This is a genomic window from Intrasporangium sp. (assembly GCF_051961875.1).
In the GTDB taxonomy this organism is placed as follows: domain Bacteria; phylum Actinomycetota; class Actinomycetes; order Actinomycetales; family Dermatophilaceae; genus Intrasporangium_A.
Genome location: NZ_JBQCCV010000089.1, coordinates 23,537 through 38,248 on the forward strand (window position 1 = coordinate 23,537; position 14,712 = coordinate 38,248).

The 14,712-nt window shown below is 71.2% G+C and carries 13 protein-coding genes; 4 read left to right on the top strand and 9 right to left on the bottom strand.

All coding sequences use genetic code 11. The features are described from left to right. Window positions 1-30: 30 nt before the first annotated feature. The 3 genes from ACTHJJ_RS05270 to ACTHJJ_RS05280 all read right to left on the bottom strand — a co-directional run bounded on the left by ACTHJJ_RS05270 (window position 31) and on the right by ACTHJJ_RS05280 (window position 2,725). Complete coding sequence (locus tag ACTHJJ_RS05270) at window positions 31-1,743, bottom strand: alpha/beta hydrolase (protein WP_440301888.1); 1,713 nt, start codon at window positions 1,741-1,743, stop codon at window positions 31-33. Beyond that, a complete protein-coding gene (locus ACTHJJ_RS05275) occupies window positions 1,740-2,042 on the bottom strand; it encodes a hypothetical protein (RefSeq protein WP_440301889.1) in 303 nt (100 codons plus the stop codon). Before ACTHJJ_RS05275 ends, ACTHJJ_RS05270 begins: the two co-directional genes overlap by 4 nt. A 281-nt stretch (window positions 2,043-2,323) precedes the next feature. Beyond that, window positions 2,324-2,725 (bottom strand): LysM peptidoglycan-binding domain-containing protein, encoded by a 402-nt coding sequence (locus tag ACTHJJ_RS05280; RefSeq protein ID WP_440301890.1) that lies wholly within the window; start codon window positions 2,723-2,725, stop codon window positions 2,324-2,326. 286 nt (window positions 2,726-3,011) lie between these two features. On the opposite strand from ACTHJJ_RS05280, the gene lexA reads away from it, so the two are divergent. After that, a complete protein-coding gene (lexA, locus tag ACTHJJ_RS05285; RefSeq protein WP_440301891.1) occupies window positions 3,012-3,731 on the top strand; it encodes a transcriptional repressor LexA in 720 nt (239 codons plus the stop codon). A 104-nt stretch (window positions 3,732-3,835) separates the two neighbouring features. Here the strand turns inward: lexA and ACTHJJ_RS05290 are convergent, their stop codons facing one another. Both ACTHJJ_RS05290 and ACTHJJ_RS05295 read right to left on the bottom strand, forming a co-directional pair. Further along, a complete protein-coding gene (locus tag ACTHJJ_RS05290; RefSeq protein WP_440301892.1) occupies window positions 3,836-4,717 on the bottom strand; it encodes a Sir2 family NAD-dependent protein deacetylase in 882 nt (293 codons plus the stop codon). Between the two features lie 219 nt (window positions 4,718-4,936). Continuing rightward, window positions 4,937-5,884: a LysR family transcriptional regulator gene (locus ACTHJJ_RS05295; protein WP_440301893.1), complete on the bottom strand. Its 948-nt coding sequence runs from the start codon at window positions 5,882-5,884 to the stop codon at window positions 4,937-4,939. A gap of 146 nt (window positions 5,885-6,030) precedes the next feature. Here ACTHJJ_RS05295 and ACTHJJ_RS05300 point away from each other — a divergent pair, with 146 nt between their 5' ends. Both ACTHJJ_RS05300 and ACTHJJ_RS05305 read left to right on the top strand, forming a co-directional pair. Then, complete coding sequence (locus ACTHJJ_RS05300) at window positions 6,031-6,606, top strand: peroxidase-related enzyme (RefSeq protein WP_440301894.1); 576 nt, start codon at window positions 6,031-6,033, stop codon at window positions 6,604-6,606. Beyond that, complete coding sequence (locus ACTHJJ_RS05305; RefSeq protein ID WP_440301895.1) at window positions 6,603-8,183, top strand: gamma-glutamyltransferase; 1,581 nt, start codon at window positions 6,603-6,605, stop codon at window positions 8,181-8,183. The genes ACTHJJ_RS05300 and ACTHJJ_RS05305 overlap by 4 nt, the downstream gene beginning before the upstream one ends. Before the next feature lie 76 nt (window positions 8,184-8,259). On the opposite strand, the gene ACTHJJ_RS05310 is transcribed toward ACTHJJ_RS05305, so the two are convergent. From ACTHJJ_RS05310 to ACTHJJ_RS05320, 3 genes are all read right to left on the bottom strand, one after another. Next, window positions 8,260-9,309 carry a lipoate--protein ligase family protein gene (locus ACTHJJ_RS05310; RefSeq protein WP_440301896.1) on the bottom strand — a complete coding sequence of 350 codons (1,050 nt, stop codon included), beginning with the start codon at window positions 9,307-9,309 and terminating at the stop codon, window positions 8,260-8,262. 97 nt (window positions 9,310-9,406) lie between these two features. After that, window positions 9,407-11,764 carry a ComEC/Rec2 family competence protein gene (locus tag ACTHJJ_RS05315; protein WP_440301897.1) on the bottom strand — a complete coding sequence of 786 codons (2,358 nt, stop codon included), beginning with the start codon at window positions 11,762-11,764 and terminating at the stop codon, window positions 9,407-9,409. Window positions 11,765-11,823: 59 nt separating this feature from the next. Beyond that, a complete protein-coding gene (locus ACTHJJ_RS05320; protein WP_440301898.1) occupies window positions 11,824-12,693 on the bottom strand; it encodes a helix-hairpin-helix domain-containing protein in 870 nt (289 codons plus the stop codon). Window positions 12,694-12,895: 202 nt separating this feature from the next. On the opposite strand from ACTHJJ_RS05320, the gene purU reads away from it, so the two are divergent. After that, window positions 12,896-13,738, top strand: a complete 843-nt coding sequence (gene purU / locus ACTHJJ_RS05325) for a formyltetrahydrofolate deformylase (RefSeq protein ID WP_440301899.1) — start codon at window positions 12,896-12,898, stop codon at window positions 13,736-13,738. Between the two features lie 149 nt (window positions 13,739-13,887). Here purU and ACTHJJ_RS05330 read toward each other — a convergent pair. Beyond that, on the bottom strand, window positions 13,888-14,712 hold an 825-nt coding region (locus ACTHJJ_RS05330), incomplete at its 5' end, for a CocE/NonD family hydrolase (RefSeq protein WP_440301900.1).

The following is a 14,712-nucleotide window of genomic DNA, read 5'->3' on the forward strand; positions in this document are numbered from 1 at the left end:
ACCGCCAGTGGGGCACGGTCGAGTCCACGTTCACCGTGTCGGGCCCAGCGGGACCGGCCCGCTCGGGACGGCGGCGGGCCCCTGCACGCCGCCGGTGGGGCGGCACTCCTCGGCGCCGGCGCGGATGACGAGGTCGGGGCGGCCGGCGGCGACGGCAACGAGGTTGCGCCGGGACAGCGTGCCCGCGTCCCGGTACTCGGAGTGGCCGGCAGCCGTGCGCAGGTCGTTGGGCATGCCCTTGACGTGGAGCGTCGCCAGCCGGCGGGCACCCGGGATGGCGAGCGGCGGTGTCCCGAGGAAGAGCGGTCCCGCCTTCGGGATCCAGTCGTCCGGTGCCGCGAGGACGTTGAGGCCGTTCGGCTTGAGCCCGACGTCCTCGGCCTTGCGGAACGGAACCCCGGGCGACCCGAAGAGCACGACGTCGTCGAGCGCGACGGTCCTGAGCAGCGCATGGCCGGCGAGGTTGCTCCCGTAGGAGTGGGCCCAGAGCGTCGAGTGGACCGGCGTGTCCCGCGCGGCGTCCAAGCCGTTGAGGAAGGTGGCGAGCTCGTCGGACGAACCGCTCGAGACCTCCTCGCCGAGGACGCTCGCCCGGGAGATCGTCACCCCCGCCCACTGCGGCGCCGGATACCCGAGCCAGTTGACGACGGCAACGTCGCCCTCGGTGAGCGAGTCCGCCTCGGCACGCATCTGCTTCGACTCCCGGTCCATGCGTCGCAGCGAGCCCCTCACCGTTGTCGTGAACCCGCCCACGTACGTCGCAACGTGCTCGGCGGTGTCGACGTCGCCGATGGCGATCACGGTGCGCACGATCGGCCCTGAGTCGTCGACCAAGAGCAGCTGTCTCTGCACGTCGTCGGGCTGGGACATCACCTCGCGCACGACCCGGAGGGACTCGACCCGCTGGGTCTTCCAGATCAGGTCCTCCCGCTTGGCCGTCTGGCTCCCGTAGTGGCGGTGCTCGACGTCCACGAGCTCGCCCGCGGCAGCGGTCTCCAGCCTCACGAGGAGCGTGAGGTTGGCCTGATGGCGCGCCCGTCCGGGTAGCCCGTCGCGGGGACCCACCCATTCGGGATGCTCCCGTATGGCGCGGCACTGCTCCTCAGGGGTCAGCCCGCGCCACCAGGCGGCATTGGCGAACGCGCTTGCCGGGTCGACGTATTCGCCTTGTCGCAGCAGCGGTGGCGTTGGGATCGGCAACGGTGCCGTGACAAAGGGCGGCATGACAGAGGTCGGCTGGGCTGCGCCGGCGAGCCGCGTCGACGCCTCCTGGTCGGTCTGACGGGCGAGGCTCTGCGCCTGCAGGAGGTCACGTTCGACCTCCTCGCGCAGCAGCGCCTCCCGCTTGGCGTGGTGGGCCACGAGCACCGGGTCGAGGTATGCCGGCGGCTGCGGCAGGAAGAGCTGGCCCTCGTGGTTGAGCCAGCCTCCTCCGTCGGCTGCGCGGTGGTCCGCGTGCCGGACGAGCTCCAGGCAGGCCTGCATCCGCTCGGCCAGGTGGGTGAGGACCTGCGCCGTGACGGCGAGCCGGTTGGCGAGCTCCGCGAGAACGCGGACCGCGTCGGCGTTGCGGCCGAAGGCGGCGAGGGCGGCCGGTCCGCTCCAGACCGACGCATGCGGCCGGCCGGCGAGCAGCTCGGTGATGGCCTGACCGATCCGTTTGCGCTCGAGGTCGATCCGGTCCCGCGCTTCCCTGGCGAGTGCCGGCCGGAAGCACCGGATGTCGCCGATCGAGATGCTCATGGCGTCTCAGGCTCCGTCCCCCGGAGCCTGCGCATGGTCAGGGACTCGAGCCCGCCATAGCCCTCCGCGGCCTCGACCAGGGCACTGCCGAGGAAGCGCAGCTGGGCCCGGGCGCCGGCCAGCTGGATGTCCCAGAGGTTCGTGGTCGCCTTGAGCCGCCCGATGGTGACCCCACCCGCGAAGGCGTAGGTCAGGGGCTTCAGGTCCTCGTCGATGTGGATGGTGGCAACCAGTTCGAGTGCCCGTTTCACGCTGTCCGCGCTGACATTGAGGGCTTGGGGGTCGACGGTGTACTTCACCTTGTCTCTCCTGCCTGCCCCCACCGAAAACCCTACGCGGCCAGACCGATCCGCCATGTCGCTCATCCACACACCCGTCCACCAGTCGAGTGAGCACTCCACCCCACCCGCCCCAGGCCCCCCGCACACCAAGGAGTCGGCGTGGCTCGCCCCGAGATGTCAGCCAACGAAAAGGACGCCACCCCAGAGAAACTGGGATGGCGTCCGTGGTGGTCAGCGGGGTCGATTCGCCGCCCACCGAGCCGCTGAAGGTGGAGCCAACGCGGCCGAATCGGGAGGTGTCAGCCGGCGGGGATCGTCAGGGTCTGGCCGGCGTGCACCTGGTCGGTCGAGAGCGAGTTGGCCACCTGGATCTCGACAATCGCGTCGCCGAGCGCCACGCCGGGCAGCTGGGACGCCGCGATCTCGGACAGGGTCTGGCCCGCCTCGACGGTGATGGTGCGTGGCGCGGCCGCTCCGGATGCGAAGGCCGTCGACGCACCGAAGCCGGCGGTGACGACGAGGCCCAGCGCCATGAGGGTCAGGACCAGCCGGCCACGGCGGGTGAGCCGGACGGGGCCAGTGGGCGCGGTGAGGCCCAGGCCCTGCGCGTCCGAGCCGGTCGGCACGAGGACGAGACGCGGGCGCGGGGCGTGAGGCTTGCTGCCCGGCTCCGCGATCGGCTGCACGGTGATGGCGCTCATGGCGTCCTCCTCGGTCGGTCTCACTTGTCGGTCGTGCGTCCGCCTCGCCTACGGAAGGTTGAGCGAACAGCTGTTCGATCGAACGCTTGTACGATTTCTAACACGCCCACCCGACAATGTCGAGACACGCGTCGAACAAATGTTTGGCTTCGGTGTTCGAACCTCGTACGCTGCTCTCACACGAGACACTCCACCAGCCACCACCGACAGTGCCTTCGGACGGACGCCGAGACCGTCCCCCCACGGCCCTGACGACCGGCTCGGTGACGCGACGAAGGGGATGCAGATGGCCGACGTGACGCAGTTTCCCGACCGTGACCGCGCGGATGGCCTGACGGCCCGCCAGCGCCGCGTCCTCGAGGTGATCCGCGACTCCGTGGACCGCCGGGGCTACCCGCCGAGCATGCGCGAGATCGGTGACTCCGTCGGGCTCGCGAGCTCCTCGAGCGTCTCGCACCAGCTCAACGCCCTGGTCGCCAAGGGCTACCTGCGCCGCGACCCAACCCGCCCGCGCGCCCTCGAGGTCGTCTCCCCCGACACGAGCCCCGACGCCCTCGGCTACCGCGGCGGGGGCACCATCCCGCTCGGCCCGTCGTTCGACGACGAGACCGACTCGGGCGACGCACGGCCGGCCGCTTCATACGTCCCCGTCCTGGGCAAGATCGCCGCCGGCGTGCCGATCACGGCCGAGGAAGTCGTCGAGGACGTCTTCCCCCTGCCCAAGCAGATCGTCGGCGAGGGCCAGCTCTTCCTCCTCAAGGTCCAGGGCGACTCGATGGTCGACGCCGCGATCTGTGACGGCGACTGGGTCGTCGTGCGCCAGCAGCCCACTGCCGACAACGGCGACATCGTCGCGGCGATGCTCGACAACGAGGCGACCGTCAAGACCTTCAAGCGCAAGGACGGGCACGTCTGGCTGCTGCCCCACAACGACGCCTACGACCCCATCGACGGGGACCACGCCACCATCCTCGGGAAGGTCACGGCGGTCCTGCGCCGCGTCTGACCGGGAGCAGTGCCTAGGGCGCGCGCAGCACTCGCGACTCTGGACGTCGGCCGGGCGGGCAGGCCCGCGTCAGGGGCTGAGCGGCATACGAAACGGCTTGTCCCTCAGTGCTCGAGAGCAGCGCCGAGCGCGTCGAGCGTCGGCGCGAGGGGTGCGTGAATGCGAATCGTGGCGTCCGCGTCCCCGCGCGTGGCGGACCGAGTGACGATCGCGACCGGTACGCCGACCTGGCGGGCACGGCGCACGAAGCGGTAGCCACTCATCACCGCGAGGGACGAGCCGAGCACGAGCAGCGCGCCGGCCGACTCCACGAGTCGGAAGCACTCCTCGACCAAGGGCTTGGGCACCGACTCGCCGAAGAACGTGACGTCCGGCTTCACCGTGTCGTGGCCGCAGACCAGGCAGCGCGGGGCGTGGAAGGACGCGACAAGCTCGTCCGCGAGGACGATGTCGCCGTCCGGGCGGACCTGCTCGCCCCACTGGGACCCGACTGCGTGCGCGGCCTCGGCGAAGCGCGTCATGAAGCCCGGGTTCGCCTCGGTCATCCGCTCGTGGAGGGCGGTGCGCGACGTCACCTCCCCGCAGGTGAGGCAGACGGCGCGGTCGAGCGAGCCGTGCAGCTCGAGGACGTCCCGGCTCCCGGCCGCCTGATGGAGGCCGTCGACGTTCTGGGTGATGACCGCGTCGACGTAACCGGCGTCCTCGAGTGCCGCGACGTGGCGGTGGTTGCTGTTGGGGAGGGCGGCGTTGAAGCGCTGCCACCCGATGTAGCTGCGGGCCCAGTAGCGCCGGCGCTCCTCGCTCGATCCGACGAACTGGCCGAACGTCATCGGCTCGACGCGCCGCGTGCCGTCCGGCCCGCGGTAGTCAGGAATGCCCGAATCCGTCGAGACCCCCGCACCGGAGAGGACCACCACTCCCCCGCCACTCACGAGGTCGACGAGGTCGTCCAGGGTGCCGAGGTCGGTCGTCTCGAGCGGGAGCATGCGCGAAGTGGCAAGACGAGCGGTGACGACAGGACGGGACTCGGACACAGTTCACTCTACGTTCCGGCGCCCCTGCCTATTCCGTCGCGTGAGCGGTCCAGCACTCCAGTCACATTCGTGCTGTGGCGGGTGGGACCGGCCGCTCACTCGACGTGTGGCGGGTGGGACCGGCCGCTCACTCGAGGTATGGCGCGTGGGACCCTGCCCTCACGCGCAGGGTCAGGCGGGGGCGGGCGTCTTCGGCTCCTCGAGCTCCGGCGCAGGCACACCAGCGGCCTCGCACAGCGCGGTGATCGCCGCGTGCACGGCCGGGACCCGCTGCAGGTCCGGGGTGGTGACGGCGAGGATCTGCCGCCGCGAGGCGGGCTCGAGCGGGAGGGTGACGACGTCCTCGGGCTTCGCGGCGTTGAGGATCAGGTCCGGCACCAGGGCGACGCCGAGCCCGGCGCGGACGAGACCGAGGACGGCGACGTAGTCCTCGGTCTCGAACGCGACGTTGGGGGCGAAGCCGGTGTGGCCGGCGAGGGAGAGCAGGTGACCCCGACAGCGCGGACACCCGGCGATCCACTCCTCGGACGAGAAGTCCGACAGGTGGGCGACACCCTGCTTGGCGAGCGGGTGGTCCTTCGGGACGGCGAGGCGCACCTCGTCGTCGAGCAGCTTGTGGGTCACGAGGGAGGACAGGTCCTCCTCGATCTCACCCAGGTCCATCCCCTCATAGGCGAAGGCCACCGCGACGTCGCAGTCCCCGGCCCGGAGCGCGGCGAGCGACTCCGGGGGCTCGGCCTCGGTGAAGTGGATCGTGACGTCCGGGTGGCGCTCCTTGAGGATCGCGAGCGCCTTGGGCACGAGGGTTGCCGATGAGCTCGGGAACGCCATGAGCCGCACCCGACCGGCGCGAAGCCCGGCGATCGCCGTGATCTCCTCCTCTGCTGCGTCAAGGGCGGCGAGGACCCCCACGGCGTGCCGGGCGAGGACCTGGCCCGCCTCGGTCAGCCGGACCTGCCGGCCGTAGCGCTCGACGAGGATCGTGCCGGTGCGCTGCTCGAGGCGCCGCACCATCTGCGAGATGGCCGGCTGGGTGAACCCGAGGGCGTTGGCGGCACCGGTGAAGCTGCCGGCCTCGGCGATGGCCTTCATGACTCGGAGGCCCGCTGCGTCGATCATGCCTCCAGCATAAGCGCCGCTTATGCTGGCGTGCCCCGCGCGCGTCGGAGGGTTACCGCGCTCCCCGGCTCAGCGGCATACCGGCCGTTATGTATGCCGCTGTGCCAGCCCCTGCTCGCCGCGGCGAGCGGGGCTAACCTGCCGTCATGGGAGATGAGCCGCGGATCTCGTACCTGCCCGTACCGAGTGCCGACGAGGTGCCCGACGACGTCGCGAAGCTGTGGGCGAAGGCCGAGGAGAACATGGGCTTCGTGCCCAACGTCTTCAAGGCCCAGGCGTACAACGGAGAGCAGTTCCTCGCCTGGTGGCGCTACTTCAACCTCCTCGTCAACAAGGAGGGCCACCTCTCCAATGAGGACCGCGAGTTCCTCGCCGTCGTCGTCTCGAACCTCAACCGCTGCACCTACTGCTGCATCAGCCACGGCGCCGCCCTTCGGGAGTACAGCGGTGACGCCCGGACGGCCGACCTCGTCGCGGTGAACTGGCGGCAGGCGGACCTCTCCGGGCGACAGCAGGCGATGGCTGCCTACGCGGAGAAGCTGACCCTGCGACCCGCCGAGGTGACCGAGGCTGACCTGCACCCGCTGCGGGGCGTCGGCCTCGACGACCACGAGATCCTTGAGCTGGTCCAGGTGATCGGGATGTTCAACATGACAAACCGCGTCTCGACCGCGATCGGCATGGTCCCCAACGAGGAGTACCACTCCCTGGGGCGGCCGTGAGCCGACGGGCAGCAGCCCCGGGCGCGGCCGGTGTGGCGGTCGCGGCGACCAGCGTCGCGGGTCGTGACGCGGGCCTCGCCGTGGTGCGCGCCGGCGGCAACGCGGTCGATGCCGCGATCGCGACCGCGCTCGTGGCGATGAGCACCGAGCCAGGCGTCGTCAGCCTCATGGGCGGCGCCTTCGTCAACATCTGGCCGGCGGACGGCGACCCCGAGCTCATCGACGGGAACGTCGAGATGCCCGGGCGCGGAGCCGGGCCCGAGCGCTTCGGAGCGGGCGTGCGACGCGTCGTGACGGCATACGGCGGGGGTGTGACGATGTATGCCGCGCACGGCTCGGTCGCGAACTCGGGCGCGATCCAGGCGCTCGCACTGGCCCGGGACCGCCACGGCGCCCTCCCCTGGGCCGACCTCGTGGCTCCGGCCGCTGCCATCTGCCGGGACGGCTACCCGCTCGGTGGGGCGGCCGCGACCTATCTCGAGTACGTGCGCGAGCCGCTGTTCGGCGAGGATGCCGAGGCGCTCCGCGTTGTGTCGGGTCCGGACGGCCGGGCCCTGGCTCCGGGCGAGATGACCCGGAACGAACCCCTGGCCGACGTGCTCGACCAGCTCGGCACCGAGGGACCGGCCCTGTTCACGACCGGCGACGTGGGGAAGGCTCTCGTCGCCGACATGGCGGCCAACGGCGGACTCGTGACCGCCGAGGACCTCGTCAGCTATGAACCGATCGTCCGGATTCCTTTGCAGCGCAGGCTCGGCGAGTGGATCGTGGCGCTCAACCCGCCGCCGTCGATCGGTGGACCGCTGCTCGGGGTCATGCTCGGCGAGCTCGTGCGCCGCGGCACCTCGTCCTGGCGCGACGTCATCGAGATCCAGCGCGCCGTCCTCACGTATCGGCACGAGGTCCACGACCTGTCCCGCGACCTGGAGCGCGACGGGCTGCGGCTGCTCGCCGAGGTGGAGCGGTACGGCCTGGCGGGACTGCCGACGTCGGCGTCGACCGCCCACGTGTCGGCTGTCGACAGCGACGGAACCGCTTGTGCCATCACGTTCTCCGCCGGTTATGGCGCCGGTGTCACGATCCCCGGCACGGGCATCCTGCTCAACAACTGCCTCGGCGAGCCGGAGCTGAACCGGCTCGGGCTGCACACCCTCACGCCGGGCACCCGGCTGGCGTCGAACATGGCCCCGACGACCGCCCGCCGCCCGGACGGCACGGCGCTGGCGATCGGCTCTCCGGGTGCGGACCGGATCACGACAGCCCTCATGCAGGTGCTCGGCCGGGTCTGCCTCCGTGGCGAAGGGCTCGTCGACGCCATCTCCGCGCCCCGGGTGCACGTCTCGGTCGGGGCGGAGCACCCGCTGCGCGTCGACTACGAGGACGCACCGGCGATCGACGAGGCTGTCGCCGCCCTGAGGCTGGAAGGCAACGCGTACCCGGGACCGCACATGTACTTCGGCGGTGTGGGTGCGGCCTGCCGTTGGGGTACGGCGGGCGTCGCTGGTGACGGCACCGGTGGCGGCGGGCTCGAAGCCGCCGGTGACCTTCGCCGCGCGGCTGCCGTCGGCACGTCCTGACGTTCGGTCGGCTCGGCCGGTGCTAGGGACCACGAGAACTGGAGCCATCGCCACTTCTCGTGGCGCGTGCTCACGGTCAGGGGACGCGGTTGGTCCAGGCGTCGGTGGAGAACTTGGTCGCGACCAGCTGCTCGGCGCGGGCCAGCTCGGTGTCGGTGTAGGTGCTCGGCTCGGTGTCGTAGCGGCCCTCGAAGTGCTTGATGAACGCGTCGATGATGTCCATCCGCGCCATCTGCGTCTGCGAGCGCAGCGGGTCGACGCGCTTGTTCGCGCTCTTCGTGCCCTTATCCGAGAGCTTCTCGCGGCCGATCCGCAACACCTGGAGCATCTTGTCGGCGTCGATGTCGTAGGACATCGTCACGTGGTGGAGCATGACGCCGTTGGCGAAGCGCTTCTGAGCCGCCCCGGCGATCTTGCCCTTGTCGGAGACGATGTCGTTGAGCGGGACGTAGTCCGCGTTGATGCCGAGCTCCCGGAGCGCCCCGAGGACCCAGTCGTCGAGGACCCGGTACGACTGCTCGAAGGTCAGTCCCTCGACGAGTGAGGTCGGGACGACGAGGGAGTAGGTGATGCAGTTGCCGGGCTCCATGAACATCGCTCCGCCGCCGGAGATGCGGCGCGCGATCCGGATCCCGTAGCGCTCGGCACCCTCGGGGTCGACCTCGTTGCGGACGGACTGGAAGGTGCCGATCACGACGTGGGGCGAGTCCCAGTCCCAGAACCGCAGCGTCGGGCCGCGCTCGCCCGACGCGACCTGCTCGGGGATCACCTCGTCGAGGGCCACGTGCATGAGCGGGTCCATTGTGACGGCGGGGATGACCTCGAAGGTGTGGTCGGCCCACCCGGTCGCCTTCCCGAGGGCCCGGCGGACGGCGATGCCCACGGCAGACGACGAGAACCCGATGAGGGCGACGTCCTCATCCAGTGCGCCGTCGATCGCCTCCGCCAGGTTCGTCACGGACGCGTCGACCGGCATCCCCTCCAGCGCCGCGTTGATGTCCTCGAGCGCCTCGTCCGGCTCCAGGAAGAAGTCGCCCGAGAGACGAACGTCGGCGAGCCTCCCATCCCGCGTCTCGAGGTCGACCACGACGAGCTTGCCACCGGGGACCTTGTACTCACCACGCACTCCTGCACCCTAACCCGCACCGGCCCGCCCGCCCTCGCCCGCCGCGATCGGCTGTCACGGCGGCCACAACACCAGATCCCGATGGCCTCCCCTGGTGTCATCCCGAGCGGACCGTGATCGCACCATCTGGCCCCACGACCACGGCCAGGGCACCTTCGAGATCGGTTCGGTGGACGGCGAACCCACGCTCGCCGAGGACCTTGAGCAGGGGCGGCGCCGGGTGCCCGTAGTCGTTGTCGGCGCCCACCGAGATGAGGGCAAGCCGGCCGGAGATGCTGTCGAGGAGTCGGTCGTCCCGGTTGCTCGACCCATGGTGTGCGACCTTGAGCACGTCGACCTGGCCCCACTTCTCCGGGTTCGACCGCGCGGCCCGCACGACCTCGGCCGCCGCCTCATGCTCCATGTCGCCGGTCATGAGGACCGAGAGTCCCCGGACGCGAACCGTCATCACGATCGATCCGTTGTTGGGGATCGAGCCCTCGCTGATCCGGCGCCCCGGCCACCACACGTCGGCGCTCACCTCCCCCACCGACCACGACTCTCCCGCTCGCAGCTCCGACACCGGCACGCGTGCCTTCGCCGCCAGCCCGGACACGTGCTGCGCCTCGGACTGCGGGTCCTTGACCGGCGACACCCGGATCTCGCCGACGTGCCGACCGTCGAGGACTCCGGCCAGGCCACCGGCATGGTCGGCGTGGAAGTGCGTCAGCACGACGACGTCGACGACCTCCACGCCGAGCCGGTGCAGGCACGCGTCGATCACGGCCGGCTCCGTGCCGGTGTCGACGACGACCGCATGCCCCGGGCCGTTCGAGATGACGAGGCCGTCCCCTTCCCCGACGTCGCACGCAACGAGGGCCCAGCCGGGCGGCGGCCACGACACCAGGCTCGTCGGGACCGCGAACGCCGCCGCGACGCTGACGACCGCGACCGCGAGCAGCGGCCACGTCCGCGAGCGGTGCCACAGCCAGGGCGCGACGAGGATGGCGACGACCGTCAGCAGCGCGAGCAGCACTGCGCCCCACGCCGATTCGTCCCAGGCGATCGCACCCCCCGGGACGGCGGCGCACCAGCGGGCCACCCAGGCGATCCCCTGGGCAGGCAGGGCCGCTCCCCAAGACACGACCGCCGCGCCCCACACCCATCCGGTCGACAGCACCGCGACCGTGACACCGACGATCGTCGTCGGTGCGACGAACGGAGCCGCGAGCAGGTTCGCGACGACAGCGATGAGCGAGACGCTGCTCTGCAGCGGCACGACGATCGGCGCGCACACCGCCTGCGCCGCGACCGGCACCGCGAGAATCGGTCCCAGCCCCCGGAGCCGGCGCGGCAGCCGCCGCCCGAACGTCCTCCCCCACGGCTGGGCGAAGACGAGCAGGCCCAGCGTCGCCACGCTCGACAGGGCGAAGCCGTAGGACCGCGCCAGCCACGGGTCCCAGACGATGAGACCGAGGATCGCGGCGGCGAGCGCCGGCACGCCCGCCCGTCGCCGCGAGGTCGACAGGCCGAGCAGGCCCACGGACCCCATGACCGCCGCCCGCACGACACTCGGCTCCGGCCTGGCGAGGACCACGAACGCCGCGAGCACCGCCAGCGCGACCCACGGCCGTCGCCGGCGACGGACCCCCAGCAGGCCGCACAACCCCATCGCCGCAGCGAGCACGAGGGTGACGTTCGACCCCGAGACGGCGCTGAGGTGGCTGAGGCCGGTGTCGAGCATCGCCTGGGTGAGGTCCGGGGGCGTGCGCGAGGTGTCCCCGATGACGAGGGCGGGAACCAGGCCGCGCGCGTCCGGCGACAGGTGGTCGGTGGCCGCCCGGAACCGGGACCTGACCCAGCCGGCGACAGCGAAGAGGCCACCGGCCCGGCCCGTCACCGTCGGCGGCCCACGCGGACTCACCACCGCCACCACGTCGTCACCGGGCTCCGCCCCGCCCAACCGTCCGGTGAACTCGACCTCGTCATGCCACTCGAGGCCCGCCCACTCGGGGTCCGCGATGACCAGCAGGGGCGTCCGCACCGCAGTCCGGCTCCCCCGTGCTGTCACCTCCGTCGTGAGCACCCGCACGACCACACGGGGCCGGGTGCCTGCCTCGTCCCGTATGCCGCTCACCACCTCGCGCGGATCGGTGGCCAGCTGCGCACGGACCGTCACGCTTGCCCGCTGCCGGGCCAGTTCCTCGACCGGCCCCACCGCCCGCAGCGTCCGGTGACCACCGACGGCCGCAAGGGCGAGCGCGAGCGCGGCGAGGGTGAGTGCGAGCAGCCTGCGCCACGGTCCCACCCGCCGGGGTCGCCCCAGCACGACGAGCGCCGCGAGAGCGGCGACACCGGCGGCGAGGACGACGAGGGCGATGGGCACGAGCAGCGCGACGAAGGCGACGAGGGGCCAGACGACGAGGACCGGCAGCAGGAGCCGCAGGTCGAGACGGCGCTCCCTCTTGACGATCACGCGCGGAGATCCTGGGGTCGAAACCCGGACCCCGGACTCGGCGGAAGCGCCGTGAAGCGTCACAACGTCACCTTCGGCTTCAGCCGTGCGAGCAGCTTCTCTCCGATCCCACTGACCTCACCCAGCTCCTCGATCGAGCTGAAGCGGCCGTGCTCGGCCCGCCAGTCGAGGATCCGCTGGGCCAGGACCGGTCCGACGCCGGGCAGCGAGTCGAGTGCGGCGAGGTCCGCAGTGTTGAGGTTCACCTGCCCTGTGCCGGGGCCAGAGCCACCGGCCGCGGTACCGGCACTCGGCGAGCCCCCGCCCTGCACCGCCGGTGGAGCCGGAACCGTCTCACCTGGCTTCGGCACGTAGACCTGCTCTCCATCCGACACCGGTCGCGCCAGGTTGAGGGCCGCGAGGTCGGCACCCTTGGCCGGGCCGCCCGCCGCACTCAGGGCGTCCGCGACGCGAGCGCCGCCCGGCAGGTGCACCACGCCCGGCTTCCTCACCTGACCGACGACGTGGACGACGACCTCGGCAACCTGACCCATCGAGCCGGCCGAGGTCGGCCCCGTACCGGCCACTCCGTCTGCAACGGGGGCCGTCGTCGCCCCATCCGATCCGCCGGTCACGGTCACTGCCGCGGTCGGCGCGGCTGCAGGCTTCGCCTCGAGCGCCTGCGGCGCCGCAGTGCGTTCGGCCCAGAGGATGCGGACCACGAAGGTGCACCCGACCGCCAGGACGAGGGCGAGCAGCGCGACCACCGCACTCGTCGAGACGGCGAGCCGCCCCAGCCGCAGCTGCTCAGGCACCGTGACGAGTCCCGGCCGCCGCGCCTGCCGGAGCCGAGCCTCCAGCTCCTCGGGGTCGACCGCTCCGGCTGATCCTCCATCGTCGGCGTGGCCGGAGCCTTCGGGCTCGCCACGGCGACCGAGGATGGCCGCCACGCGCGAGGGCTGAGGCGGCCGCGGAACTGGGCGGAGCGGCATACGGACGACGCTAGGAACGGCATGCCGGGCACGCCCCACCCCGGCGCCGATCTGGGGACGACGGGCGCCGGGTGCCCGGGATGTGGACAGCCTCGGTCCGGCCGTGAGACGGGGAGCGTGTCGATTTCGGCAGCGTGCGCCCGTGGTTCAGACTGCTCCAATGGCCCGGCACATCATGACCCTCACCTGTGACGAGCGCCCCGGCATCGTCGCGGCCGTCTCGAACGCCTTGCTGAAGGTCGGGGCGAACATCGTCGAGAACCAGCAGTTCAGCGACGAGGACACGAACCTGTTCTTCATGCGCACGGTCTTCGATGCCGGGTCCGACGACGTCGCTGCGGTGCTGACCGCCATCGACTCGAGCGAGGCCGTCGAGCACCAGCACCTCGCGGTTCGGCCGGCCGACGAGCGCTGCCGCACGCTGATCCTCGTCAGCAAGTTCGACCACTGCCTGCTGGACCTGCTCTACCGGTGGAAGTCGGGCGACCTGCCGATCGACATCGTCGGGGTGGTGTCGAACCACGAGGACTGTCGGGCACTCGTCGAGTACTACGGGCTTCCGTTCACGCTCATCCCGGTCACGCCCGAGACGAAGCGCGACGCCGAGACCGAGCTGATGAAGATCGTCGAGGTGGAGGACATCGAGCTCGTCGTGCTGGCGCGGTACATGCAGATCCTCTCGGACTGGTTGTGCGGGCAACTGGCCGGACGGGCGATCAACATCCACCACTCGTTCCTCCCCGGCTTCAAGGGGGCCAAGCCCTACCACCAGGCCCATGACCGCGGGGTCAAACTCGTTGGCGCGTCAGCTCATTACGTGACGGCGGATCTCGACGAGGGGCCGATCATCGAGCAGGACGTCGTCCGGGTGACCCACGCCGAGACGCCGACGCGCCTCGTGTCGATCGGCCGCGACGTCGAGCGTCGGGTCCTGTCGAGCGCCGTCCGGGCCCACGCGGAGAGCCGGGTCTTCCTCTCGGGCCGGCGCACCATCGTCTTCTGACCCTCCGGGTTCGAGGTGTTCCCCGGACACCACCGACCGGTAAATACCTCGAAACCAGAAGGCAGTTCGTGCCGAAGGAGGTATGCCGCTCAGCGAGCCTCCGTGCGCGAGCGCGCTTCGCGGCATACCTCCTTGTCGTTCGGCGTTGCTCAGCCCCTGCCCTGCGGGACGTTCAGCGGGAAGCTCCCGGGTGCCGTCGCCGCCCATGAGGCGGTGTAGCTCTTGCGGTAGCTCGTGAGGAAGGGCGAGGGGTCACCCTGGGCCCGCTCGTCCCACTGGGCGTTCTGCAGCTCGAGCGCGAGGGACGCCGACGACACCGAGATCTGCTGGTTCGAGGGCGTGTCGGACCAGGACCGGGTCGTGTTGGTGCCGATCCCGACGACGAGCTGGTGGTCCTTGAGGAGGGTCCAGTCCGTCGACTTGAGGTCGAACTCGACCGCGCCGTCGCGCACGAGGGACATCTGCTCGTCGAACATCACGGCGGTGCCGTCGGGGGCGACGTCCCACAGCCGGACGAGGACGTTGCCCTCACCCTTCGCCGTGAACGAGACGCGCGGCGTACCCGTCACGCGAACGTCGCTGTTGACCGGCTTGGACCAGGTGTAGAAGCCCTTGCCGTCGTCGGTGGTGCGTGGCTTGGGGCCGTAACCCTGGTCCTGTGGGCCGGTCGGCAGGTCCGGAGCGTGCTCCATGTCCCACACGCCGGCGTCGGCCGCCTGCGGGGCGGCAGTCCGGGCACGACCGTTGTCGACGTAGCTGCCGGGTTGCAGCCGGACGGACGTCTCACGCTTCGTCGCCGGCCACGAGTCCTGGGCGCGCCAGGTGCCGTCGCTGCCCTCGATGAGGAAGTTGGGGTCCTGGACTGACGGGTTGATGCCCTTGAGGTGCAGGTCGTAGAAGCGCATCACCTCGTCGAACCAGCCGGCCCGGCCCATGAGGAGGGTGCCCTGGCTGTTCGTCTCGTTGCCGCGGAC